The organism is Veillonella sp. 3891, assembly GCF_003992315.1.
Classification (GTDB): domain Bacteria; phylum Bacillota; class Negativicutes; order Veillonellales; family Veillonellaceae; genus F0422.
Genome location: NZ_RQVE01000001.1, coordinates 54,765 through 80,361, shown reverse-complemented (window position 1 = coordinate 80,361; position 25,597 = coordinate 54,765). Strand labels below are relative to the sequence as shown.

21 protein-coding genes, 1 other RNA gene and 1 pseudogene are annotated in these 25,597 nt (G+C 40.7%); all 23 read right to left on the bottom strand.

The features are described 5' to 3' along the window. Nucleotides 1–6 precede the first annotated feature (6 nt). Nucleotides 7–1,968, bottom strand: coding sequence for a YgiQ family radical SAM protein (locus EO118_RS00380; RefSeq protein ID WP_127068011.1), 1,962 nt, complete (start codon nucleotides 1,966–1,968; stop codon nucleotides 7–9). 18 nt (nucleotides 1,969–1,986) lie between these two features. After that, complete coding sequence (locus EO118_RS00375) at nucleotides 1,987–2,433, bottom strand: helix-turn-helix transcriptional regulator (protein ID WP_127068009.1); 447 nt, start codon at nucleotides 2,431–2,433, stop codon at nucleotides 1,987–1,989. Between the two features lie 53 nt (nucleotides 2,434–2,486). After that, nucleotides 2,487–5,228, bottom strand: a complete 2,742-nt coding sequence (locus tag EO118_RS00370) for a DNA translocase FtsK (RefSeq protein WP_127068007.1) — start codon at nucleotides 5,226–5,228, stop codon at nucleotides 2,487–2,489. 116 nt (nucleotides 5,229–5,344) lie between these two features. Then, nucleotides 5,345–6,643, bottom strand: coding sequence for a replication-associated recombination protein A (locus tag EO118_RS00365; RefSeq protein ID WP_127068005.1), 1,299 nt, complete (start codon nucleotides 6,641–6,643; stop codon nucleotides 5,345–5,347). A gap of 278 nt (nucleotides 6,644–6,921) precedes the next feature. Continuing rightward, a non-coding RNA gene (gene ssrS / locus EO118_RS00360) (6S RNA) lies at nucleotides 6,922–7,094 on the bottom strand. Between the two features lie 98 nt (nucleotides 7,095–7,192). Then, nucleotides 7,193–8,989 carry an aspartate--tRNA ligase gene (gene aspS, locus EO118_RS00355; protein ID WP_127068003.1) on the bottom strand — a complete coding sequence of 599 codons (1,797 nt, stop codon included), beginning with the start codon at nucleotides 8,987–8,989 and terminating at the stop codon, nucleotides 7,193–7,195. A 1-nt stretch (nucleotide 8,990) separates the two neighbouring features. Then, nucleotides 8,991–10,265, bottom strand: coding sequence for a histidine--tRNA ligase (gene hisS, locus EO118_RS00350; RefSeq protein WP_127068001.1), 1,275 nt, complete (start codon nucleotides 10,263–10,265; stop codon nucleotides 8,991–8,993). Beyond that, nucleotides 10,265–11,887 carry a coproporphyrinogen dehydrogenase HemZ gene (gene hemZ / locus EO118_RS00345; RefSeq protein ID WP_127067999.1) on the bottom strand — a complete coding sequence of 541 codons (1,623 nt, stop codon included), beginning with the start codon at nucleotides 11,885–11,887 and terminating at the stop codon, nucleotides 10,265–10,267. Before hemZ ends, hisS begins: the two co-directional genes overlap by 1 nt. Continuing rightward, complete coding sequence (locus EO118_RS00340) at nucleotides 11,880–12,371, bottom strand: Fur family transcriptional regulator (RefSeq protein WP_127067997.1); 492 nt, start codon at nucleotides 12,369–12,371, stop codon at nucleotides 11,880–11,882. Before EO118_RS00340 ends, hemZ begins: the two co-directional genes overlap by 8 nt. Next, nucleotides 12,364–13,434 carry an AI-2E family transporter gene (locus EO118_RS00335; RefSeq protein ID WP_127067995.1) on the bottom strand — a complete coding sequence of 357 codons (1,071 nt, stop codon included), beginning with the start codon at nucleotides 13,432–13,434 and terminating at the stop codon, nucleotides 12,364–12,366. Before EO118_RS00335 ends, EO118_RS00340 begins: the two co-directional genes overlap by 8 nt. 8 nt (nucleotides 13,435–13,442) lie before the next feature. After that, nucleotides 13,443–14,051, bottom strand: a complete 609-nt coding sequence (locus tag EO118_RS00330) for an MBL fold metallo-hydrolase (protein ID WP_370447317.1) — start codon at nucleotides 14,049–14,051, stop codon at nucleotides 13,443–13,445. A gap of 27 nt (nucleotides 14,052–14,078) precedes the next feature. Continuing rightward, nucleotides 14,079–14,528: a D-aminoacyl-tRNA deacylase gene (gene dtd / locus EO118_RS00325; protein WP_127067991.1), complete on the bottom strand. Its 450-nt coding sequence runs from the start codon at nucleotides 14,526–14,528 to the stop codon at nucleotides 14,079–14,081. Next, complete coding sequence (locus tag EO118_RS00320) at nucleotides 14,525–16,684, bottom strand: bifunctional (p)ppGpp synthetase/guanosine-3',5'-bis(diphosphate) 3'-pyrophosphohydrolase (protein WP_370447316.1); 2,160 nt, start codon at nucleotides 16,682–16,684, stop codon at nucleotides 14,525–14,527. The genes dtd and EO118_RS00320 overlap by 4 nt, the downstream gene beginning before the upstream one ends. Before the next feature lie 65 nt (nucleotides 16,685–16,749). Beyond that, nucleotides 16,750–18,756: a single-stranded-DNA-specific exonuclease RecJ gene (gene recJ / locus EO118_RS00315; protein WP_127067987.1), complete on the bottom strand. Its 2,007-nt coding sequence runs from the start codon at nucleotides 18,754–18,756 to the stop codon at nucleotides 16,750–16,752. A 425-nt stretch (nucleotides 18,757–19,181) separates the two neighbouring features. Beyond that, nucleotides 19,182–20,582, bottom strand: coding sequence for a DASS family sodium-coupled anion symporter (locus EO118_RS00310; protein ID WP_127067985.1), 1,401 nt, complete (start codon nucleotides 20,580–20,582; stop codon nucleotides 19,182–19,184). 93 nt (nucleotides 20,583–20,675) lie between these two features. After that, nucleotides 20,676–21,068 (bottom strand): 30S ribosomal protein S9, encoded by a 393-nt coding sequence (gene rpsI / locus EO118_RS00305; RefSeq protein WP_009352806.1) that lies wholly within the window; start codon nucleotides 21,066–21,068, stop codon nucleotides 20,676–20,678. 21 nt (nucleotides 21,069–21,089) lie between these two features. Next, on the bottom strand, nucleotides 21,090–21,530 hold the full coding sequence (gene rplM, locus EO118_RS00300) for a 50S ribosomal protein L13 (protein ID WP_127067983.1): 441 nt from the start codon (nucleotides 21,528–21,530) through the stop codon (nucleotides 21,090–21,092). Between the two features lie 125 nt (nucleotides 21,531–21,655). After that, the gene (locus tag EO118_RS08715; RefSeq protein ID WP_240626913.1) at nucleotides 21,656–22,213 is read right to left on the bottom strand and encodes a GNAT family N-acetyltransferase; all 558 of its coding nucleotides are present in this window, start codon (nucleotides 22,211–22,213) and stop codon (nucleotides 21,656–21,658) included. Then, a pseudogene (gene murB / locus EO118_RS08710) lies at nucleotides 22,196–23,098 on the bottom strand (UDP-N-acetylmuramate dehydrogenase); the annotation flags it as partial. The pseudogene murB and the gene EO118_RS08715, both read right to left, overlap by 18 nt. 1 nt (nucleotide 23,099) lies before the next feature. Next, on the bottom strand, nucleotides 23,100–23,450 hold the full coding sequence (locus EO118_RS00290; protein WP_127067981.1) for a YlbF family regulator: 351 nt from the start codon (nucleotides 23,448–23,450) through the stop codon (nucleotides 23,100–23,102). 190 nt (nucleotides 23,451–23,640) lie between these two features. Further along, entirely contained in the window at nucleotides 23,641–24,129 is a 489-nt protein-coding gene (trmL, locus tag EO118_RS00285) for a tRNA (uridine(34)/cytosine(34)/5-carboxymethylaminomethyluridine(34)-2'-O)-methyltransferase TrmL (protein ID WP_127067979.1), read from the bottom strand. A 15-nt stretch (nucleotides 24,130–24,144) separates the two neighbouring features. Then, on the bottom strand, nucleotides 24,145–24,615 hold the full coding sequence (gene moaC / locus EO118_RS00280; RefSeq protein WP_062400980.1) for a cyclic pyranopterin monophosphate synthase MoaC: 471 nt from the start codon (nucleotides 24,613–24,615) through the stop codon (nucleotides 24,145–24,147). 189 nt (nucleotides 24,616–24,804) lie between these two features. After that, complete coding sequence (locus EO118_RS00275; protein ID WP_127067977.1) at nucleotides 24,805–25,479, bottom strand: metal-dependent hydrolase; 675 nt, start codon at nucleotides 25,477–25,479, stop codon at nucleotides 24,805–24,807. Nucleotides 25,480–25,597: the final 118 nt, after the last annotated feature.

The following is a 25,597-nucleotide window of genomic DNA, read 5'->3' as shown; positions in this document are numbered from 1 at the left end:
AGATACCTAACCAAAATTCCTTTTTTTCATCCCTTTATTTTTTTGATTTCCTATACCAATTTTAGAACCACTATTTGCACGTTGTCCCCCTTGTATAGGTCCTTGTCTTCTACCTGCTGGTTTTACTCCACCTTTAACTGAAGATTTACCACCATTAGGTTTTGAAGTATTTCGTTTTATATTGCGCGGAGGAATCAAACATAATGGTCCAAATCCGATTAAATCTCTGCGATTCGCTTTGATTAAAGCTTCTTTTACTAAGTCGTAATTTTCTTCTCGTTTATATTGCATCAAAGCCCGTTGCATAGCTTTATCTCTGCCTTTTTTAGCCACATATACAGACTCCCCTGTAAGGGGATTGATGCCTGTATAATACATGGCAGTCGATAAGCTACCTGGGGTAGGAATAAAATCTTGTACCTGTTCTGGAGTCATATTTTGATCTCGCAAAAACTCTGCCAATTCAATAGCATCTTCTAGGGTGCAACCTGGATGAGAGCTCATAAAATAAGGCACCAAAAATTGTTGTTTACCTAATTTGCGGTTCGCCTCATCAAACCAAGATTTGAATTTTAAGAAGTAACTTTTATTGGCTTTTCCCATAATGGTCGTTACATGCTCCGACACATGTTCAGGAGCTACTTTTAATTGACCACTCACGTGATGTTCACACAATTCTCGAACGAAGTCTTTGTTATTATCATCCAAAACATAGTCATACCGTAAGCCAGAGCGAACAAATACTTTTTTTACACCTTTTACATTACGTACTTTTCGCAAAATGCTCACATAGTCATCATGATTTGTGTTTAATTGAGGACATGCTTTGGGCGCAGCACATGTTTTCCCCTTACAAGCACCTACTTTCAACTGTTTATCACAAGCAACATGACGAAAGTTTGCCGTAGGTCCCCCTACATCATGAATATAGCCTTTAAATCCATCCATAGACGTCATACGGTGAGCCTCATCTAAGATGGACTGATGACTCCGATTTTGAATAATTCGCCCTTGATGACTTGTAATAGCACAGAAAGAACAACTACCAAAACAGCCACGATGGCTAGTAATACTAAATTGCACTTCTGCTAAAGCAGGTACTCCGCCGGCCGCATCATACATAGGATGCCATTTTCTCGTATAAGGTAAACTATAAACATGGTCCATTTCTTCCTGTGTTAATGGTAAGGCTGGACTATTCTGCACAATATAGCGATTACCATGCCCTTGCACCACTGTTTTTCCATAGTATGGATCTTGTTCATCAAATTGCATCTTAAAAGCTTTGGCAAAGACTTCTTTATCTGCTGCTATCGCTTCGTAAGATGGACATTCAATGGCATTCTCTGGCACTGTGTTGGCAATATAACAAATCCCTTTAATCATTGGTAACCGTTTTTCTAATTGGTCTTTATCCAAGGCTTCGGCAATTTCACGAATTTGTTTTTCTCCCATACCATAGATAAGAACGTCTGCCTTACTATCCATCAATATAGAACGACGTACTGTATCTGACCAATAGTCATAATGGGCAAACCGTCGCAAACTAGCTTCAATACCACCAATGACAACAGGCACCCCTTTGAAAGCCTCTCGCATACGATTGGCATACACTACTGTAGCTCGGTCTGGGCGACGTCCAGATTCGCCTCCTGGAGAATACCCATCATCACGACGATGTTTCTTGGCTGCTGTAAATTTATTGAGCATACTATCTAAATTGCCTGCTGTCACCAAGGACGCCAATCTAGGTTTTCCTAACACCTTAAAGGCGTTTACATCATTCCAATCTGGTTGAGCTATGATACCTACTCGATATCCATAGGACTCTAATAATCTACCAATCACAGTAGGTGCAAAAGAAGGATGGTCCACATAGGCATCTCCGCTGATAATGACAAAGTCCAGTTCAGCCCACCCTCGTTCGTCCATTTCTGCTTTTGTAGTAATTAAATATTGTTCTTTCATAGTATTCCTTATACTGTATTACACGAAAAATAGCCAACCTAAAAACAGAATGATGAGTAGCAAAATACCACCTACTACAAATCGTTCTATCATCATCGTTTTTTGTCGTTTTGCCTTGCGACTTTCATAGGTTAACCGTTGTTTCGGCGCCTCAATCAATTCCTGTTCTCGAAAAGCATCAGCCTTCTCTTGTTCTTTTGACACCATTCTGCGTTTGGGAATCGTCAAGGATTCGCCCATTCTATTTTTGAAAGTATCCACCAATCGACGACTATCTAAGCCCAGTAGTTCACTATAATTTTTGATAAACCCTTTCGTGTACACACTTCCCGGTATACGTCTAAACTCATCATGCTCTAAGGCATGTAGGTAAGCTACTTTTATATGTAATACATCTTCAATTTGTTCTAATGTTAAGCCGCGTCGTTGACGCTCACGTCTAAGTTCTTCGCCAATCGATGCCATAGAACCTCCTATACATATAGGTGCCATCTACATAACGCAAATGGCACACTACTCTAATCTACTGTAAAATTTGGGAAATATAATTCTCGAATTTGATCTTCTCCCATTAAAATATCGCGACCTTTACTACTATTCGTAGGAGGTCCAATAATTTTCATATCTTGCATCGTATCGATTAAACGACCAGCTCTAGAAAATCCCACTCGCAATCTACGCTGCAAAATAGAGGCTGATGCACTGCGTTGTTCTAGCACAATTTGTACTGCTCGTTCCAACAGTTCATCTTGTTCCTCATCACTGCTCATCGTATCTGAACTTTCCGCACCTTTATCTGTTTCTGCCATCATCACTTCATCGTATTCTGGCTGACCTTGTCCTTTTACAAAAGCAATCAATTCTTCTACTTCTTCATCAGAAATAAAGGCCCCTTGAATACGAATTGGTTTATTCGCTCCAATTGGATTGAATAACATATCACCACGACCTAAGAGGCGTTCTGCTCCTGCTTGATCCAGAATCGTGCGAGAATCAATTTGGGTAGCCACTGTGAAAGCAATACGACTAGGCACATTTGCTTTAATTTTGCCTGTGATGACATCCACTGATGGACGTTGCGTTGCCAATACCATGTGAATTCCTGCGGCACGTGCTTTTGCTGCTAATCGGTCGATAGATTCTTCCACATCTGGATTGGTCATCATCAAATCAGCTAACTCATCGATAATAATCAAAATGAGCGGCATAGATTTAGTCGGATTTTGCTTATTATAGCTCGCCACATTACGCACACCCGCTGTGGCTAATGTCATATAGCGAGCATCCATTTCACGAACTGCCCAGCGTAATACAGCTGCAGCCTTATTCATATCCGTTACTACTGGCAACATCAAATGAGGAATACCGTTATATACGGATAACTCTACCATTTTAGGGTCTACTAAAATCAACTTCACTTCATCTGGCTTACGGCTAAACAAGATACTAGAGATCAACGTATTAACGCAGACTGATTTACCAGAACCCGTAGAACCTGCCACCAATAAGTGAGGCATTTTAGCCAAGTCCGTTATGACTGGCATATCCGCAATATCTTTACCTAGGCCTACCGGAATACCTCCACTAGCTTGCTGAAACTCTTCACAATCTAACACATCTCGTAGATGAACAGCGGATACATTCTTATTAGGGATTTCAATACCTACAGCAGACTTCCCTGGTATAGGGGCTTCCATACGAATATCAACGGCTGCTAAACTCATTTTCAAATCATCTTGTAAGCCCATAATTCGGCTTACTTTTGTCCCTTTTGCAGGTTCTAATTCATACCGTGTTACCGTTGGACCTTGTGTGGCATTCACCACTTTTGCTGTAATACCAAAATTATCTAATGTTTCTTCTAATAAGACTGCATTATGCGCCACTTCTTCACTGGTCACAGGATTGGATTTCCCTTGTGAAAGCATTGTCAACGGGGGATATTGGTAAGGTTTTTCTATCGTTCTCGGACGAGCCACACCATCTGTATTGACAGCTACTGCTGCTGTATCTTCTTTCGTAGTTTCAATAGTAGGCACTTCTACCAAGGACCCTACATAGTTAGTAGTTTGTAAAAATGATGGTGGAGTTATAGGGTCTAGTTTGGTAGATGCCCCTTTGTCATAAAACTCTTCATCTGCATCTGTAGAATATATATCTCCTGATGCATCCTGCAATGACGTATCCTCTATAGGTTCTTCTTCACGATCTACCATCGGAGGAACCGCTACTGGTTTTACTTCAGAAGTACTAGTCACCACTTCATCTTCACGAAGTTGAGGTTCCGGAATATATGCCTCTTCATCCTCATAGCTGTCAACCATCGCTGGTGTTATTATTACATCACTACTAGGACCCATTCCTTCTTGTTCTGCTACTTCCATTATTGTTTCTGATGATGCCTTAGGATCTGCAGTAACTACACTAGGTTCCGATGCTTCTACCGTCGCTTCATAGTCCATTGTGCCCTGAGTTTCTGCCACCGCATTTGGTTTCTCTTCTATTTCATCAAATGGGGATTCTGTTTTAGGGTACCTTGTATCTTTTTCACGATCATAGGCCTTACGGCGTTCTTCTCGCCACTCCTCTTGCCATTCATGCACTTGCTCACGAATAGCACTAGCTGTTTCTGTAGCTTTTTCTTGTGCTATTTCAAGTCCTACACTAGCCTTGTCTTTCGCTTTATGCAATCCTTCACGTAGTGACAATTTAGTAATTCCTAGTACACAGGCAATGCCTATAATAGCGGATAATAAAATACCGCCTACATCTCCTACTAAATTTCTAAATAGAGATCCTAGTAAACCACCAACTACACCACCATTCTCTGTTAGTGTAGTCGTACTGAGTTCCTCACCACTATTTACTTTCCACAGTACCAGTTGTACTAATACAACAAATAATACTCCTGTATATAGCAACCCTTTTCTCGTAATCGCTGCTAAAGAGCCTTTATATAGCCAGCACCAACCATTATACAAAACCCAGATAGCAACCACCCAGCCACCTAGACCAAAACCGTAAGAGAAAACGCCACTAATAATACTGCCCCATATACCAGTGTCTACTCCAGCCATGCCTATAAGAGCTAGTACGGCAAAGCCCATGAGAACCAACCCTTTAATCTCGCTCCGAACGCCTTTCGTCTGTGTCTTGGCCTGTTTCGAGGTACCTATTTTACTTTCCTTTAAGGGAGTAGTTCGTTTCGATTGTACTTTTTGCCCTCCTCGTGAGGACTTACCTTTCTTTTCCTCTGCCATCTCCAACTCCAAAATTCCGTTTCTATCATATATCTTAGCACTTTATTATACCATTTCCACCTACGAAAGTATATCGAATATCCTCAAAAACAATATGGATCCCCCAGTGGTACTCCTCATCGTTTACGGTCTTTCCAATTTTTCACAAGTTCATGCTCACAACCACGTTCCAAAGGAGTATAAAATTGCTCATCTATCAATGCATCTGGCAAATATTGTTGCTCCACATAACCATTTGGATAGTCCTGTGCATAGCGATATCCAACACCATGACCTAATTGTTTTGCCCCTCCATAATGAGCATCTCGTAAATGTTTCGGCACCTCGCCTTGCTCCTTATGGCGCACCGCAAGGATAGCTGCATCAATCCCTACATACGCACTATTACTCTTAGGTGCCAAAGCTACATATAAAGCCGCTTCAGATAATATAATGCGTGCCTCTGGTAGCCCTACCATATGAGCCGCTTGCGCCGCTGCATTAGCCACCACCAACGCTTGTGGATCTGCCAGACCTACATCTTCTGCCGCACAAATGACGATACGTCGTGCAATAAATACAGGATCCTCTCCTGCCTCAATCATCCGAGCTAAATAGTATAGCACCGCATCTGGATCAGAGCCGCGCATACTTTTAATAAACGCAGAAATTATATCATAGTGATTATTCCCCTTCTTATCGTACCGATACACTCGTCGACCCAATACTTTTTCTACAATTTCTATAGTAATTTCTCCACCGGTCCGAACCATGGCTCCTACTTGCTCCAAAATATTTAGAGCCATGCGAGCATCTCCATCTACAAAACGGCCTATGTCCTCTAGCAGATCGTCGGTCACAATCAGTGCTTTCTTACCTAATCCATAGTCTTCATCTGTTACAGCACGACGTAAGATTGCCACCAATGCCGTAGCGTCTAATCTTTCTAGGGTAAGCAAACGCAATCGAGATAAAAGAGGTCGATTCACTTCAAAAAAAGGATTCTCTGTAGTGGCGCCAATTAAAATAATTTGGCCACTTTCCACAGAAGGTAACAATACATCTTGTTGACTTTTATTGAAGCGATGAATTTCATCTAAGAATAAAATTGTCCGTTGTTGCAAAGAACTACGAATGCGTATCGCTTCTTCGATAGTACTGCGTAGTTCACCAATACCTACATTCGTCGCATTGAGCATGACAAACCGACTACTAGTTAACTCAGAAATAATTTTAGCTAACGTAGTCTTCCCTGTTCCCGATGGTCCATATAACAATAAAGAGGGAACCTTATCTTCTTCAATCATAGATCGAAGAAATGTACCAGGTCCCACCACTTGCTCTTGCCCAAAGAAATGATCCAATGAACGTGGTCGCATACGGACTGCTAAGGGTTCAAAGGGATCCACTGGTTCCATATTCTCAAACAAATTCATTCTTACACCCCCTATATCTACCATCGTCCATTGATAACTACTACCGTGCATGCGATAGTTCAAACATATATACTTATACATAGTTAATGCCCAGACTTCCTTCTTGGTACGCTCACTGAGCAATCCCTGTATACTTTACAAGATCAAGCTAAGCTACGAACTTGTAGAAGCCTGATTTCACGACAAATACTATCTGTACTTTATTATACATGCATCTAGTTACATAGTCTATATGTTCTTATTAATGCAAAAAAATAAACCACCCTCAGGCGGTTACATAAAGCCCCACTATGCCGTATCCATACCGTGTTTTGATCCTGCAAGGGCAGGTGGGTTTCCTCCTTGTAAGATTACAGTCCTCGTAGAGGCAGAGCGCCCTTACAAGAGTGAGAATCCCTAAGTTAAAATGTTGGCTCAAAACTGCGATATAACACGCACATAGCAGGAATTTCTTTACCCATAGTATAGCAGAAAGGAACGGTCATTTCAAGAAGAAATACACCGTCCCTTTCCTTAAAAGTATATTAATTTTCTATTGGACAAATTCGATTATACTAATTTTTCTTTTGCCACATCTGTTTTGATATGTAATTCACGCAATTGTTTTGGCGCTACTTCAGATGGAGCTTGGCTCATCAAGTCGGATGCACTTTGTGTTTTAGGGAACGCAATTACATCACGGATGGATTGACGTTTCGCCATCAACATTACCAAACGGTCTAAACCGAAAGCACAACCACCATGTGGAGGCGCACCGTATTCAAAAGCATCTAACATAAAGCCAAATTTAGAACGACTTTCTTCTGTGCTTAAGCCAATCGCATTGAATACTTTTTCTTGTACATCAGATTGGTAAATACGGATGGAACCGCCACCGATTTCCACACCATTCAATACCATGTCGTAAGCGATGGCTTTCACAGCACCTGGATCTGTGGCTAACAAGTCCATATCCTCTTCACGCGGAGATGTGAACGGATGATGCATTGCCACAAAGCGTTTATCTTCTTCGTCATATTCAAACATAGGGAAATCAGTTACCCACAAGAAGGCCAATTTATTTTCATCGATTAAACCACGGCGTTTACCCATTTCAAGGCGTAATTCACCAAGAGCTTTCGCAACTACAGCTGGTTTGTCCGCAATCATCAATACCAAGTCACCTGGTTCTGCGTTCATTTTCGCACCGATATTACGCACTGTATCTTCGCCTAAGAATTTCATAATTTGAGATTTAATCGTTCCGTCTTCATTGAAGCAAGCCCAAGCCAAACCTTTGGCACCATAGATGCCTACGAAGTTTGTCAAATCATCTAATTCACGACGTGGAATACCTGCATAACCTTTTACAACGATACCTTTTACCTGACCGCCATTGTCGATAACGGAGCGGAATACTTTGAACTCTGTATCTTGCACACAGTCAGTTACATCTGTAAACTTCATATCAAAACGGATATCTGGTTTATCAGAACCATATTGATTCATCGCATCATCCCAAGTCATGCGAGGCATTGGTAATGGAATTTCCACATCTTGTGCCGCTTTAAATACATGGGCAATCATTTGCTCTTGCATGTTCAAGATTTGCTCTTGGTTCATGAAGCTCATTTCGATGTCCAATTGTGTAAATTCAGGTTGACGGTCTGCACGTAAATCTTCATCACGGAAACAACGAGCAATTTGGAAATATCTTTCATAGCCAGCAACCATCAAAATTTGTTTGAAAATTTGTGGAGATTGTGGCAATGCATAGAATGTACCAGGATTTACACGAGATGGAACTAAGTAGTCACGAGCTCCTTCTGGTGTACTTTTTGTCAACATTGGTGTTTCAATTTCCAAGAAACCATTGTTGTCAAAGAAATCGCGCATCGCTTTTGTCACCTTATGACGCAAAATCAAGTTTGCTTGCATTTCTGGACGGCGAAGATCTAAATAGCGATATTTTAAACGAATATTTTCATCTACATCGATATTGTCTTGAATATAGAATGGAGGTGTTTTCGCTGCATTCAATACACGTAACTCTTCACAATACATTTCATATTTACCAGTTGGTAAATTAGGATTCACAGCCGCTGCATCACGTTCTGTAATTGAACCGCGTACGCACAATACATATTCATTACGTACATCTTCTGCTTTATGGAAGGACTCCATATTATGATCAGGAGATGCCACGATTTGCACAACCCCAGAGCGGTCACGTAAATCAATAAAAATCAATCCACCATGATCACGACGGCGCTCTACCCAACCGCAAAGAACCACTTCTGTTCCTACTTGTTCTGCACCGATAGTTCCACAATGATGTGTACGGTGTAAACCTTTCATAGTTTCCATTCTAATTTCCTTTCACTAACTCAGTTATACGGTTTGTAATCTCAGCTAAGGACACAGTTTCTTGTTCAGATGTATCCATATATTTTAAGATGACCTTACCTTCAGCTAATTCATTATCACCAATTATAATAACATATTTTGCGTTAATTTTGTTAGCATACTTCATTTGGCTCTTCATAGATTTACCAGAACCTTCCATTTCTGCCTTTACATAGGCATTACGTAAGGTATTTGTAATTCTGAAAGCCTCTTTTTGTGCCATTTCTCCTAATGCCACTACGAAGACAGAGTCTTCTTGTTCTTGTTCTGGCAACAACCCTTGTTTTTCTAGAGCCAACAATAACCGTTCCATACCCATCGCAAAGCCTACCGCAGGTGTATGTGGTCCATCTAGTTCTTCTACTAGACCATCATAACGACCACCACCAGCAACAGCACTTTGAGACCCCAATGGAGTGTACTGTACTTCAAAAGCAGTTTTCGTGTAATAGTCTAACCCGCGAACCAAGCGTGGATTTAAGCTGAATTTCTCGCCAGCTGCTGTTAAGTATTCTTTCACATGATGGAAATGATCTTGACACTCTTCACATAAATTTTCACTTAACTCCGGAACACCTACTGCCAATTGTTGGCATTTTTCTTCTTTGCAATCCAGGATACGCAATGGGTTCTTGTATAAGCGGCTTTGACACAGTTCACATAGTTCTTCTTTTTTTGGTTCAAAGAAAGCAATTAATTTCTCTCTATACGCAGGGCGACACGTTGGACAACCTACAGAGTTTACCTCTACATTCAAATCTTTTAAACCTAAGTCACGCAATAATTGCAACACCAAAGAGATACATTCCGCATCTGCACTTGGGGCTTGTGTACCCAACAATTCTACCCCAAATTGGTGGAATTGACGATACCGACCTGCTTGTGGCTTGTCGTGGCGGAACATAGGTCCAATATAGAACCATTTTGTAATCGATTCTTGACCATAAATTTTATTTTCCAAATAGGCACGAACCGCAGACGCAGTTCCTTCTGGACGCAATGTATAAGATTGATCTTTTTTATCCCCTGTAGGAAAGGAATACATTTCTTTTTGCACGATATCTGTAGTTTCCCCAATACCGCGTAAAAATAAGCCCGTTTCTTCAAACATAGGCGTACGAATTTCTTCAAATCCATAGGTCTTACATAATCGACGAATGGTATTTTCAATATAGTACCAATTTCCAAGAACACTTGGCAATAAATCCTGTGTTCCTCTTGGTTTTTGAATAGCCACTAGCTGTCCCTCCAATGTTCATTACTTAGTAAAGTACGTTTCTCTAATAGTCGTTGTATATCTTGAATATACGTATCTACATCTTTCGGCATGTATTGTTTTTGTTGCCTAAAATCACTGCCACCTATCCATTTAGACACACTACCAGGTCCTATGGAAAGTATGGACTGACGTTCTTCTATCATTTGTATATTATAGATGCTTTCATAATTTGGTAAGGTGTAGCCAATGTTCTCCATTTGCCCCACCATGTATTGTTGACGATACATATAATACGGTATATAGCCTAGTTGCAGCAAAGCTTCATGAGTTTCATCTAACATGGTTTGCACCACCTCTTCAGAAGGAATTTCATTAGCAAAGCGACTCCCATATAATGGGCTCCCCTTTTTCAATGCTAACGTATGGAGCGTAACATTATGAGGACGTAATTGTTCAATATACCGCACATTCTCCACCATATTTTTTACTGTTTGACGTGGTAATCCTGCAATAAAATCCATATTAATAGAGCAATCTGTATGTCTTGCCACATAGTCATACATAGATAGAAACTCTGCTACGCTATGGCCTCTGCCAATGATACGTAACAACTCATCCTGCATCGTTTGGGGATTCAAACTAATCCTAGTCACACCAGCATCTACAATAGATTGAACCTTGTTAGCATTCAATGAGTCAGGACGGCCTGCTTCTACAGTAAACTCACGGCCCTTCGGAATCACAGTTCCCAATGCATGCACAATATGGTGAAAGTCTCCATCTCCTAAACTAGTGGGAGTTCCTCCACCCATGTATAACGATTGTACCTCTAAACCATGTGTTTTAACAAGTCTTTTCATATGTTCTATATCACGATGATAGACATCTACAAAGTCCTGTACCCTTCCATAGTTCTGAATGAGCCCATAGGGGAAGGAGCAATAGGTACAATGTGTTTCACAAAAAGGAATGCCACTGTATAAACTAATCTCCTTAGGAGATTGTTGTACATGTGCCACATACGGGCGTTCCAACACTGCCACTTGCTCTAACAATTTCCACTTCACATGGCTAATACTATGGGTACTTTCCAGCTCTTGCCGAACTCGGTCTATATCACCTAAAGAATCCCATAATTTATGGGTCAACTTAGTAGGACGTACGCCTACTAAGGTACCCCATAAACTAGTCTTCACACCTAATATACGCCTAAGCTCTGATAAGACTTCTCTGCCTATCAGTTTTCGGCCTTCTATCGTATCTTGACCTGAAAGAGACCAAATATGAACATATTCCGAATATAATTCTGATGAATCCTGTACCTCAGTCTTCAATAACTCATCCTGTATCCGTCTGTGACAGAACAACCTCAACATTAAGTATGTACCATCGTCCTCCACACCCACTTCAGTGCTTGCATACCTAGCTTGCGCCGGCTCATTCACAGGAAGTCTGCTTTGTATAGATGTTCCATGGCTAGGCCCCTGTTCACATACTGGAGATGCCACGATTCCACTATACGATACATGGATAATAAAGTCTGGATTTTTTTTCGATGAAAATAGCCCCACTGCTCCGCACTGGTGCGCTATGACGGATCCTAATTCTTGAGGTCCGTCATACCAGTATGTATTATGCATGTTCTTTTTCAGCTTCTAAGGCTTTTGCCGCTTCATGACAATCACCGCAGAAACCATATACTTTTAATTGATGGTCTGTTGTGTGGAAGTTTAACTTTTTAGCAATAATAGATTCCAATGTTTCCAACATATCATCTTCAAACTCTTTAACACAACCGCATTTCACACAAATCAAATGATGATGGAAATGAGATAACTCATCGCTGTTCAATTCATAGCGATTACGACCATCGCCAAAATCCAAACGTTTCACTAAGTCTAACTCAGTGAACAAATCCAAAGTACGATAAATCGTAGCTAAGCCGATATCTGGATTATTCTTTTTCACTAAAATATATACATCTTCTGCACTTAAATGTTTTTCTTCTGCTTCAATGAAAGTTTGCAAAATAATTTGACGTTGTGTTGTCAATTTGTATTTTTTATCTTTAATACGTTCTTTCAATTTTTCCATTGTTGCTTGTACTTCTGTTGCTTTATCCATGATGTTCCTCTTTCTGTAATACATAATATCTATTAAAATACCATAAGCGTTTCGCTATAATTTGCGCGATAGCTGTCAATGGTACGGCTGTCATCATGCCAATCATACCAAAGAAATAACCACCTACAAAAATAGCAGTAATAATCACTAATGGGGGAAGATTAATGACATGCCCCATAATCTTGGGCATAATAATTTGTCCATCTAGCACTTGCAATACACCATAGGTAATGGCCACTTTCACCGCTAGAGGGCCACTGATAACAGCAGCTAAAATAATGGCTGGAGCCGCACTGATAAAGGGTCCAATAATTGGAATCCATTCCGCAATACCTGCTAGCACCGCCAACACAAGGGGGTATGGTAAATCATACATATAACACACGATGAAGGTAAGACAAAACATATTGCTTGCTAACAATAATTGTCCTCGTAAATATCCACCTAACGTGCGAAGAATATCATTCACCACTTCTTCTAAATGAGCTGATGTAGGACTAGAAAAAATATCTAACACAGCTCGTTTGATGGTGCGTCCATCTTTCAATAAGTAGAATGTTAAAATTGGTACCAATAATAATTGTAATAAGGTACTAGCAAAGGACACGATGGCCAGCACACCACGTTGTGCCAAGTCTACACCATAATTACCAATTTTTATCAAGGTAGTGTTGATAATTCCTTCAAATTGATGAGGTATAATACTTTCCCCATCGATACCTTGTAGTCCTTTCACCACTGCTACAAATTGATCTAATACATATGGTAAATTGATTAATAATTTAGTTAATTCGCCGATTACTGGTACCATTACATACCGCACCAACAATGTAGAAATCAATGCTACCACGATAAATGATGGAATGATTGCAATCCATCGTGGACATTGTTTCCAATACCGTTGCGCGTAGATTTGAGTCATATTGACTAATGGCCACAACAGCAAGGTTAATATAACCGCAATGATCAATGGAATGACCACTGGCAAGGCAATCAATAAACCGATGCTAGCTAAAACTAATAAAATGCATCGCAGCCAATATTGTATGGTTTTATGTCCCATCCTATCACCTACCGTACAAATGGATTAGATTGCTTTTCGTCACCAATGGTAGTTTGTCCGCCATGACCTGGATACACCTTTGTATCATCTGGTAACGTATAAAGTTTTTCTTTAATCCCTTTACTCAACTGTTCAAAATCACCATTGGGAAAATCTGTTCTACCCACTGACCCTTGGAATAAGGTATCACCGGCTAACAAGGTTCCCTCTGTATAATAGCACACACCACCTGGCGTATGCCCCGGTGTTTCTATCACCGTAAATGTTGTATCGCCCAATGAAATGGTATCTCCTTCTTTCACATATCGCACATCATCTACTTTTGCAGTAATGGATCGACCAGAGTAAGCGCTCAAATTCACTTCTGGGTTGGTTAAATACTCCGCATCCCCTTCGTGAATATACACCGGTACATGGTACGCATCCACCAACGTTTTTACAGCCCCAATATGATCACTGTGCCCATGCGTTAATAAAATACCTTGCACCTTAAATTCGTGACTATCTAGAATTTCTTTTAACTTTTCTCCTTCGTCACCTGGATCAGTTACAAGACACGTATTATCTGCTTCATTATGCACAATGTAACAATTCGTTCCATACGCCCCTAAGGGCATATAATATAACTTCATTTCTTAACTCCATTAAAACTCTTTACTACTCTCTAATAGAATCGTCACAGGTCCATCATTGACCAATGCTACTTGCATATGAGCTTGAAATTGACCTGTACTCACTGTTAAACCTTTTTCTTTGAAAGCCTCTACAACCTCCAAATACAATTGTTCTGCCATAGCTGGTGGGGCTGCTTTCATAAAATTCGGTCGACGACCCTTACGCGCATCTCCATAGAGAGTGAATTGCGAAACTACGCATACCTCACCACCTACATCTAATACGGATAGGTTCATCTTATCCTGTTCATCTTCAAAGATACGTAGATGGCTTACCTTTTCACAAATATATTGTACATCCTCTATTGTATCCGTATCTGTTACACCTACTAGTACTAAAAGACCTTGCTTCGTACTACCAATAACAGACCCATCGACGGTAACCGAAGAAGAACTCACACGTTGTACAACCGCTCTCATGCTTTCCCTCCTCGATGGACTGAATATACATCTTTCACTCGACGCAACTTCGTCATCACATAATCCAGTTGTGACAAATCTTTAATATCTAACATTAAATGAATGGTTACATCTTTTGCATCGTCAGTTTTCGCATTAATATTGGAAATATTAATTTTCATTTCTGACAATACTGCCATCACTTCCATCAACAACCCACTACGATCATAGGCATGCACGGACACACTTACTTGGAACTGATCCTGTGTAGCACCCTCCCAATCAACCTCAATCATACGATGTAAATCATCTGGGGTATGACCAATATTGGTACAATCTGCACGATGTACAGAAACGCCTCGGCCTCTCGTAATATAACCAATAATATCGTCACCGGGTACTGGGTTACAACAACGAGCCATACGAACCATCACACCGGCTTCGCCTTTTACAAGAACACCACTGCTACTTTTCTTAGATTTTCCTTGATGTACTTTAAGACGGTCGATGACAGCCATTGTATCTTTTCGCTGTTCTTCCTTAGCCACTTCCTGCTTATGAATGTCCACTAATCTAAGCAATACTGTATTCACTGAAAGTCCACCAAATCCAACGGCAGAGTACAGCTCAGCTTCGCCGCCAGCATTCAAAGATTTTCCAATCTTTTCTAAGCGACCATTTTTTGTTAGGTCTTTACAATCATAACCTAAGCGTTTCGCTTCTTTTTCTAATAGTTCTTTACCTTTGACGATATTTTCTTCTTTATTTTCTCGCTTGAACCAGTTTCGAATCTTCATCTTACTTTCTGTAGAACCAACAATATTCAACCAATCTAACCGAGGTTTTCCATTTTTAGAAGTGACGATTTCAACGATGTCCCCATTTTGCAATTCATAATCTAGTGGAACAATCTTGCCATTAATTTTGGCTCCTACGCATTTATTCCCCACATCGGTATGAACACGATAGGCAAAATCTAGTGGCACTGTGCCTTTCGGCAACTTCATAACATCTCCTTTGGGAGTGAATACGAATACTTCTCCTGTAAAGACATCTAGTTTTAATGCATTCAACAATTCTTTCGGATCGCTGGCATCTTGCCACTCAAGAACTTGACGAATCCAGCCTACCTTTGCATCAAAATCAGCTTCTGCCTTGCCTTTATTGCCCTCTTTATAGCGCCAATGAGCGGCTACACCATATTCAGACACACGATGCATATCCCAAGTACGAATTTGAATTTCTACAGGCTGTCCTTTCGTGCCAATTACTGTCGTATGCAAGGATTGATACATATTCGACTTCGGCATCGCAATATAATCTTTAAAGCGATACGGCAACGGTTTCCACAAACTATGTACTGTACCTAACACGGCATAGCAATCTGGAATCGTATCTACGATGACTCGAACGGCATACAAATCATAAATTTGAGATAAATCTCGATTGTCCTTTTTCATTTTCTTATAAATACTATAAAAGTGTTTGGGACGACCTTTTACATCTGCTTTAATATGAGCATGTTCCAAAGCATCTTTCAAAGTATTCATAGTATCATTTACGATATCCTCACGAGCTTGTCGTTTTTCACTCATCTGTTGTACTAGGTCGTAATATTTTTCTGGTTCTAAATAACGAAACGATAAGTCCTCTAGTTCCCATTTAATATTAAAAATACCTAAGCGATGTGCTAATGGCGCAAAAATTTCTAATGTTTCTTGGGCAATGCGCTGTTGTTTATCAGGCCGCATATGCTTTAAGGTACGCATATTGTGCAAGCGGTCCCCTAGCTTGATGACCACTACGCGCACATCTTTTGCCATGGCTAAAATCATCTTTCGATAATTTTCGATTTGTTGCTCTTCTTTCGTTTGGTACTGAAATTGATTCAGTTTAGTAACCCCATCCACCAAGAACGCCACTTCTGGTCCAAATTGTTCTTCTATTTCCTCTAAGCTTATCTCTGTATCTTCCACTACATCATGTAATAAAGCAGATACCAAGGTAGATCGATCAATTTGTAGTTCGCTCAATATAGTGGCAACCCCTAATGGGTGCAAGATATACGGTTCTCCAGAAGCCCGTTTTTGTGGCGCATGGGCTTTATCTGCCAGTGCAAACGCACGCTCTATGACTGGCCAGTCTTCTTCTGGTAAATAGGACCGAACACGGTCCATAAATTGTCCATATTCTCGTTCTTTATTAAATGTATGCTCCTGAGGGGTATTTATAGTACTTACCATTAAGCTCCCTCCTGACTATATGTCATAAACGTCAAGGATGTGTGAAGTTCCAACTTTTGTTGTATATTCACCCAACGATACACATGACGTCCATCTTCTAATACTTCTTCTTGTAAAATACCTAATTCTTTGAACACTTCTAAGGCAAGAATCGCTTCTCGGGAAGTCATCTCTTCTGGTCTGCTCTCCAACGTTTCTCGTTCCACAATATATTTTGGTGCTGTCGGAGATCGGAAGATATGTTTCACCACCGTATATAATTTCCGTAAACTATCTACTTCTAATCGCTCTCGTTGTTGTGAAAGTGATTCCAAATCCTGCACAACAAGTTGTGGTGTTACCACACCTTGCCATTCATTTTTCTGCAATGAGAACGCCACTTTTACAGGATCATCGGCAAAGATTTCTTGCATATAATGCGCTCCTTGCCAAGCCACTGCATCAATGGGACCTTGTTGACCTTGTAAAATAATTTTACAATGATTTTTTTGAAAGCCCATAGGATATAGGTTCTGCACACGAATGTCCGGAATCGCAAAAACAGGTGTACTGTTTCCCATGCCGTATGGTTCTAACGTAGCAATTTGATCAATAAGGTCGATAGTAATATCTTCGCTGCTCATAGTCCCATCAATAGTAACAATTGGAATATAATCTTCTTCTGTTAACTGTGTTCGACAGAACTCGCTAGCCTTTTCTCGTAAGGCATCAATATTATCCTCTTGTATACTAAATCCTGCTGCCTGTGCATGACCGCCAAATTGAATTAATGTATCCCCTGCATAGGTCAACATATCGTACATATTACAATGATCAATACTGCGACAAGAGCCCTTACCAATTCCATCATGAATACTAATGACCATGGTTGGTTTATAAAAGGCTTCTACCAAACGGGATGCAACAATACCAATAACTCCAGGATGCCAGCCTTCACCAGCCACCACAATACATTGATCCGCTAAACTTCCTTGAGCTAGCACCGATTGATAGGCTTCCTCAAAAATAGCTCGTTCAATCTGTTGCCGTTCTGTATTCGTTTCCTGCAATTCTTCTGCAATTTCCATGGCCTCTGCAGAGTCTGTGGTAATCAGCAATTCTACAGCTCGAGTCGCATGGGTCACACGTCCTGCTGCGTTCAATCGTGGGGCTAGGGTAAACCCAATATGCCCCGCTGATAATGGTTTACCTTCTAGACCAGCCACTTGTACTAAAGCTTGAATCCCTACATTAGGGGACTCTGTCATTTTACGTAAACCCTCACGAACAATAATCCGATTTTCTCCTACTAAAGGAACCACATCGGCCACCGTTCCTAATGCCACAATATCTAAATCTTCACGATATTCTTCACCGGTACGACGTTTCCATAAAGCTTGGCACACTTTAAAAGCAACTCCTACACCGGATAAGTTTTTATCAGTATAGGGACAGCCTGGCTGCTTATGGTTGACTACCGCTGTAGCTCGCGGTATTTGCGGAGGCGCCGTATGATGATCCGTAATCACCATAGACACCCTATCCCGCACAGCCTCTACAATATCATAAGAACTAATACCACAGTCTACAGAAATAATTAAATCTACCTTCTGAGATATTAAATATTCTAAGGCATCTAGGTTTAGACCATAGCCTTCACTTTGTCGCTCTGGAATATAATAGGTTACATTCGCTCCTAAGCGCGAAAAAAAACGGTACATTAGTGATGTAGCAGTAATCCCATCCACATCATAATCGCCGTAAATCACGATGGATCCGTTCATAGCTAAGACTCTTTCAATCTCTTCCACAGCCTCTGCCATACCTTTTAACATAAAAGGATCTAATACATCATCCATTGTGCTATATAAGAATGTTCGACCTTCTTCTACAGTAGTAATCCCACGGTTTGCTAACAAATGAGAAACAATAGGATGCACTGCTAATCCAGAGGTCAATTGAGATTCTACGTCGTCTTGTGCTTCCGCAACATTCCAACGTTTACCTTTTCGTTTATCTAGTTTCATAAGTACCTCTTGGATGGATATTTCTTTCATTATCATTATCATTATTATACATGAAAGTTCAAGCATTTTCAATAAGTATCATTATTAAAAATATAATAATTTGCTTTTATTATGATATATTATGATAAAAGTAGTGCTTGTAATTAAACTTCTTTACTCCTCAATTATCAATTTCAACTCCAAAAAACCACTATAACAGATGTGAGGACTACTCGTATATGAGCATCCCACACATTTAGCATAAAACAAAAAAGGTTGTACCTAAATGCATATACAGCATTTCAGTACAACCTATCCTAGTTCTAATTATAAAGGATATTACATCCATTACTTCTATGGAGTCATATACTATCATCATTACAGAGAAATCAAATACTCATGCACTACGATGACTACACAGGAAGCATTTCTCTAGCTACATGATCTTAGATGATACCAAATAACTTCATGCTCAAGTTACCAAAGAAGAAATGGAAGATATAATTCAATACGGAAATATAAAACCCTACTTTCCACCATGTCACCTGTGGTACATAGTGACTACCAAAGAAGATAGGCGTCACACCAGAGCTATAATGTGTCAGCGTACACCCGGGACTATTCATTAAGCCAAACATCAAAATCGCATACGGAATTGGTGCCCCTAAGGCAATCAAAATAGAGGCAAAGGCAGAAAATAATGCCGTAATACGGGCCGTCCCGCTAGCGAAGAAATATTGAGAGTATACAAAGACCAAAGAAATAATCAAAGCAGCCCACTCCCAAGACATTCCACCTAGCATGTTGCTGACGAATTTCGCAAACACAGCTACCACGCCTAATTTGCCAAGCAATCCAGCCATACCTACTAAGGTACCCATCCAGATTAAAATATCCCAACCAGTGGTTTCTTTTAAAATGTCATCCCATGTGAGGCATTCACTGATGACACAAGCTAGTACCGCCATAATCGCGATGACTGTCGCATGTAAACCAGTAATCGTTGTGGTAGACCACAATACAATGGCACCCACAAAGATAGCTGCTACCTTTTTCTCCATCGTCGTGATCGGACCTAGTTTATCTAGTTCTTCACGAGCCATCGCTGGAGCTTCTGGAGTTTCTTTAATTTCTGGTGGATAGATTTTATAAATAAACCATGGCATAATCACCATACTGAGCAAACCAGGTAAAGCACCTGCTAAAAACCATTCCCACCACGTTACGGTGTATCCAAATAATTTTGCCCCCAAGGAGGTGATTAATAAGTTTCCACTACAAGCAGTCAAGAATACCGTCACTGTACAAGCATTTACCGTGTGAGCCGTAGTCATTAGGTAGGCTCCCATACGACGTGCCGTTTCTCCTGGTCTCGAATCGAATGCCATGGAAATATTTTGCACGATAGGATAGATGATACCGCCTCCACGAGCCGTATTCGATGGAGTAGCTGGAGAAATAATTAAATCAGTCATCGCTAACGCATAGGCTAAGCGCAACGTACTTGTGCCAAACCAATGAATCAAGGTATACGCAATACGTCGACCTAAGCCAGAGTTAATGATTCCTCTAGAAAAGAAAATAGCCGACACAATAAGCCATACATTAGGCTCTGCATAACCCAATAAGGCTTCATTCATCTTAATCGAGCTAGTAGCTACTGCTGCTGCAGAGCCCATAAATGCCATCACCCCTGTTGGGTATGGGCGTAGTATAAAGCCCACAATGGTCGCTGTAAAGATAGATAATAAATGCCACCCTTGATCTGAAATTTCTGGTGTATGTGGCAAATACCAAATGATAACCGCCACTACAATAACGCCTAATAATCTTATTAGTTTATCCATGCAATACTGTCATTCCTTCCTGTGTAATACATAGCCTACGAGATAACAAAAAACCCAGCACCATAAAGGGTACTGGGTTCTGTAATCGCCAAATTAACGTTTGGAGAATTGAGATGCTTTACGAGCTTTTTTAAGACCGTATTTTTTACGTTCTTTCATACGTGGGTCACGAGTCAAGAAGCCAGCCTTTTTAAGACCTTGACGAAGTTCGCCATCAACTTCTAATAATGCACGGGACACACCGTGACGAATTGCGCCAGCTTGACCGGATGGGCCACCACCAGCTACAGTTGCCACAACGTCATATTGTTCTAAAGTGTTTGTTAATACCAATGGTTGTTTAACAATCAACTCAAGAGTTTGACGACCGAAATATTCATTTAATTCGCGTTTGTTTACAGTGATTTTACCTGTACCCGGTACCAGACGAACTCTAGCAACGGAAGATTTTCTACGACCAGTGCCGTAGTATTGTGCTACTGCCATTATATGTTCCTCCTCCCGGTATTAACGGATATCTAATTCCAAAACTTCTGGTTTTTGAGCAACATGTGGATGCTCTGCGCCAGCGTATACATTCAATTTACGGTATTGTTGTGCACCCAATTTATTTTTTGGAAGCATACCTTTAACTGCCATTTCGATTACACGCTCAGGATGTTTTTCCAACATCATAGCAAGTGTAGTGAAACGGGATCCGCCTGGATAACCAGAATGACGGAAATATTCTTTTTGTAATAATTTTTTACCTGTTACACGAACTTTTTCTGCGTTCACAACGATAACGTGGTCACCAGTGTCTGCATGTGGTGTAAAAGTTGGTTTATGTTTGCCCCGAAGAACTTTAGCAACTTCGGCAGCAAGACGTCCTAAAGTTTTACCTTCAGCGTCAACAACATACCATTTGCGTTCAATATTGTTCGCATTGGCCATAAATGTAGTTTTCATGCTGCTTTCCTCCTAATAACAAGAATGTATTAACAGAAGCAATTGCCACCTTCCGGGGCTAGTGGAAGTCCGTACAAATTGCTTACCGAAATATTATACTCAAAACACAACAGATATGTCAAGGATTATCCCAAAGATTTCTTCAACAACCAATCGATATCTGCCTTCTCTGGAGTCACAATGAATTGGTGTTCTCCAAATTTTTCAAACCCATAGCATTTATAAAAATGTTGGGCTTTGTAATTTTTCTCCCAAACGCCTAACCAGGCCCAGTCAAAATCACCAGATTCAGCGATGCGCAAGGCTTTTTCAAACAAGGCTTTGCCCACCCCTTGTCCATGATAATCTTTCAACACATATAGACGTTGTACTTCAAAGGCATTCTCTAGTTCACGCTCCGTTTGTGCGTCGCCCCAGTTCACTTTCAAATATCCTACTAGCTCGTCGTCCACATAAGCTAAATACGTTTCACTCTCACTATGTGCCAACTCACGTTTCAATACATTATGGTTATAGGCCTCATCAAAGAAGGCTTGTAATTCCTCTTCTGTGTTATCATGGCTGAAAGTCTCTCTAAAGGTATCAGCACATAATTTAGACAACGCAGGAATATCTTCCTCTTTAGCTCTTACAATGGTGACTACAGAACTAGTTCGCTCTTGGGCTTCCCCTAAAATACGCACCTCTGGTTCCAACTGCACTCCGTGGACTGCATGAATCCTCTTTTGTACTTCATGAATCACACCTAGCACATCATTAGCAGTAGCGCCTCCACGATTGACTACGAAACCCGCATGTTTCACAGAGACCTCTGCCGGTCCTACAGATAAGCCTTTTAATCCTGTTTGATCGATTAATGTCCCTGCATAATATCCTGGTGGTCGTTTGAATGTTGACCCTGCGCTAGCATGTTCCAATGGTTGTTTAGACTCTCGCTTTTCTGTCAGTTCATCCATTCGCTTTTGGATATCATCGGGATTTCCTTCCTGTAATTCCATAGTCACACGAACGATAATTTCATGATTCTCATGAAAGCGACTATGACGATAGGCAAACTGCAAGTCTTCTCGGCTATAGTGATGTAAGTGTCCCTGCATATCTACCGCATCCACATCGGTTACCACTTGATCCATTTCTCCATCGTAGGCACCTGCATTCATGAACACAGCACCTCCCAAACTGCCAGGAATGCCAACGGCAAATTCCAAGCCACTTAAGCTTTCACGTTGAGCATATTCAGACACTTCTTTCAAGGTATATCCTGCGCTCATGGTAATCGTTGTACCCTCGTGATATTGTTCCTCTTGCAATTCTTTCAAGCAAAGCACAACGCCACGCATGCCACCATCTTGTATGAGTACATTAGAACCTAAACCGAGTACGAAAGGTTCCTCACCATGAGTATGTAGAACACGCATACACTCTTGCAATTCTTGTACCGAATGAGGTAATACAAGCAGATCTGCAGGCCCTCCAATTTGAAAGGTCGTATACGGTGCCAACAGGGCATTCCGTTGGATACGATCCGGTGGAACCACCTGTTGCAACGCTTCCCATACAGCGTTCATATTACTGTGCCTTTTCTAAAATTTTCATACCTTCAGTGATTGGTTCGCTGATGATGCGATAAATGTCGTTTGCCACTTGTGTCCAACGTGCATGAGCTGTTAAGTATGCATTCGCACCAGAATTAGCTTGCACCATTGGCAATAATCCTTCTAATTTTTTCAACAAATCTTCCGCTTCAGGAGCGTCTGCAATTTTTGCATATTCCAATTGCATTTGTAAAGACATGAATTCTTCTACCATGCCTTTTGCCGCTTGGTCATCTTTAATCGCTTCTTGGGCTGCCATCATTTCTTTATGCTCTTCGCTGTCGCGCATTGCTTTTTGCAATTCATAAGCTAAATCGTAATTCATAATTCCTCCTCAATCCTATTAGGATTTCATTCTTATATACTTTCATATATTGTGTATGCCATACCACCTATCACATCTAATCTTCGGTCGTACTGTGAAAGTCTATAGTTTTCACCGCATATAGACTATACCATATGATTAGACTGATTATATACACTATTTCTATAGACCAACACCTACTATCAAGAGCCTACACCTCGATAGATACTCCTGGTCCAACGGCCTGCAAATCTGGGAAATCCAGTTGGCGCATAGCTTCATAGGCAATGATTGCCACTGCATTCGATAAATTCAAAGACCGCGCTTCATCAATCATAGGAATGCGAATGCACGTATCTGGATTAGCCGCAATAATTTCTTCTGGCAAGCCTTTTGTCTCTTTACCAAATACTAACATATCTCCAATTTCATATTGCACTTCTGCATGGGTATGGGCTGCCTTTGTCGTAGCATACCAAAAACGCCTGTCATTATATTGCTCATACACTTCATCCAAAGACTTATGTATTTTTACATCCACTAAATGCCAATAATCAAGGCCTGCTCGTTTTAAATATTTATCTTCAATGGAAAATCCCAATGGTTCCACCAAATGTAGTGTCATATGATTTGCTGCACAAAGGCGTGCAATATTGCCCGTATTACCAGGAATTTCCGGTTCTACTAATACAATTTCCATGATTCACCTACTATCTTATCGCTTAAAATGTCCGCTTTTACCACCTTGTTTTTCCACAAGATACACAGGACCAATGGTCATACTTTTATCTACGGCTTTTACCATATCATAGACCGTTAATAGACCAACTTGAACCGCTGTTAACGCTTCCATTTCCACCCCTGTAGGGCCCGTAGTTTTCACCGTGCTACGAATGCACACAGCTTGTTTCTCTTCTACCAAGGAACAGTCTACACTCACCTTCGTCAATGCCAATGGATGGCAGAGCGGAATGAGGTTGGACGTTTGCTTCGCTCCCATGATGGCTGCCAATTGTGCCACTGCCAGAACATCACCTTTTTTGACATTCCCGCTAGCCACAATACTGAAAGCTTCCTCACTGAGCGTAATGAACCCTTCTGCTACGGCCACGCGCTCTGTGTGATCCTTTTGGGACACATCCACCATATGCGCATTACCGCCTTCATCAAAATGTGTTAATTTCATAGATACCTCCATGTGAAGATTATTATACCATAGAGAAGGGATTGACGTCAGTAATCTGTATTGTGAAAGGTCTAAGATATAGAAAAGAACTGTCCCAATGTGATTCAGGAACAGTTCCTTTCTATTATACGTCTTCATGTAAAGATCTTTTTATCGCATCTAAATGAATATAAGCTTAGTGATATGTAATTACAGTTCAATAGTTTGCCCCGGGTCGACCACAAGTCCTGCTTGTTTATGTTTTGCTTCCAACAATGCTACAAAGGTTGCTGGTTCTTTATCGATAACAGGCCATGTTTTGTAATGAATTGGAATAGTTGTATTCGCTTGAATCCAAGACGCTGCTGTCACTGCATCTTCCACACCCATGGTGTAGTTATCGCCAATTGGTAGTAATGCATAGTCGATGTCACCATGGCGGCTGATTAACTTCATATCGCTGAACAATGCCGTATCACCTGCAAAGTATACACGTTTACCAAAGAACTCAATCACTACGCCTGCTGCATGTCCACCTGGCACTCCAGAACCATGGAAGGCTGGCGTTAAACGAATGGAACCAAATGGGAAATTGAACTTTCCACCTAAGTGCATGGCATGCGTGCGAGCACCTGCAGACGCCGCTTTACCTGCTACCTCAGCCGTAGAGATGACAAGAGCATCGTTATTTTTCGCAATCACATCGGTATCACCATAATGATCATCATGACCATGAGACACAAAAATGTATTGGCACTGTATATCCTCTGCCTTTGCCACATCCCAAGTATTACCTGTAAAAAACGGATCACATACCAACGTGACCTCACCATTGCTCAAAGCAAACGTAGCATGACCATAATACGTTAACGTTACCTTGCTCATAAGAATACCTCCCTCAGATTATCTTAATCCAACAATATTTGTTAAGTAAATTATATCATTCATAGAAAGCTGGTCGCAAGATAAGTAAATGAATTCTACATTCACATATTCCAAAAAT

What these genes read in the sequence shown, in the direction of transcription:
- trmL (WP_127067979.1), bottom strand. Translation starts at nt 24,129, where the DNA reads ATGGAAATTGTATTAGTAGAACCGGAAATTCCTGGTAATACGGGCAAT.
- EO118_RS00365 (WP_127068005.1), bottom strand. Translation starts at nt 6,643, where the DNA reads ATGAATTTGTTTGAGAATATGGAACCAGTGGATCCCTTTGAACCCTTA.
- EO118_RS00275 (WP_127067977.1), bottom strand. Translation starts at nt 25,479, where the DNA reads ATGAGCAAGGTAACGTTAACGTATTATGGTCATGCTACGTTTGCTTTG.
- EO118_RS00320 (WP_370447316.1), bottom strand. Translation starts at nt 16,684, where the DNA reads ATGGACCGTGTTCGGTCCTATTTACCAGAAGAAGACTGGCCAGTCATA.
- EO118_RS00370 (WP_127068007.1), bottom strand. Translation starts at nt 5,228, where the DNA reads ATGGCAGAGGAAAAGAAAGGTAAGTCCTCACGAGGAGGGCAAAAAGTA.
- EO118_RS00380 (WP_127068011.1), bottom strand. Translation starts at nt 1,968, where the DNA reads ATGAAAGAACAATATTTAATTACTACAAAAGCAGAAATGGACGAACGA.
- aspS (WP_127068003.1), bottom strand. Translation starts at nt 8,989, where the DNA reads ATGGAAACTATGAAAGGTTTACACCGTACACATCATTGTGGAACTATC.
- EO118_RS00375 (WP_127068009.1), bottom strand. Translation starts at nt 2,433, where the DNA reads ATGGCATCGATTGGCGAAGAACTTAGACGTGAGCGTCAACGACGCGGC.
- rpsI (WP_009352806.1), bottom strand. Translation starts at nt 21,068, where the DNA reads ATGGCAGTAGCACAATACTACGGCACTGGTCGTAGAAAATCTTCCGTT.
- hemZ (WP_127067999.1), bottom strand. Translation starts at nt 11,887, where the DNA reads ATGCATAATACATACTGGTATGACGGACCTCAAGAATTAGGATCCGTC.
- EO118_RS00330 (WP_370447317.1), bottom strand. Translation starts at nt 14,051, where the DNA reads ATGCCCTTAGGGGCGTATGGAACGAATTGTTACATTGTGCATAATGAA.
- EO118_RS00340 (WP_127067997.1), bottom strand. Translation starts at nt 12,371, where the DNA reads ATGGATAAAGCAACAGAAGTACAAGCAACAATGGAAAAATTGAAAGAA.
- EO118_RS00335 (WP_127067995.1), bottom strand. Translation starts at nt 13,434, where the DNA reads ATGGGACATAAAACCATACAATATTGGCTGCGATGCATTTTATTAGTT.
- EO118_RS00290 (WP_127067981.1), bottom strand. Translation starts at nt 23,450, where the DNA reads ATGAATTACGATTTAGCTTATGAATTGCAAAAAGCAATGCGCGACAGC.
- moaC (WP_062400980.1), bottom strand. Translation starts at nt 24,615, where the DNA reads ATGAAATTAACACATTTTGATGAAGGCGGTAATGCGCATATGGTGGAT.
- dtd (WP_127067991.1), bottom strand. Translation starts at nt 14,528, where the DNA reads ATGAGAGCGGTTGTACAACGTGTGAGTTCTTCTTCGGTTACCGTCGAT.
- rplM (WP_127067983.1), bottom strand. Translation starts at nt 21,530, where the DNA reads ATGAAAACTACATTTATGGCCAATGCGAACAATATTGAACGCAAATGG.
- EO118_RS00310 (WP_127067985.1), bottom strand. Translation starts at nt 20,582, where the DNA reads ATGGATAAACTAATAAGATTATTAGGCGTTATTGTAGTGGCGGTTATC.
- recJ (WP_127067987.1), bottom strand. Translation starts at nt 18,756, where the DNA reads ATGAAACTAGATAAACGAAAAGGTAAACGTTGGAATGTTGCGGAAGCA.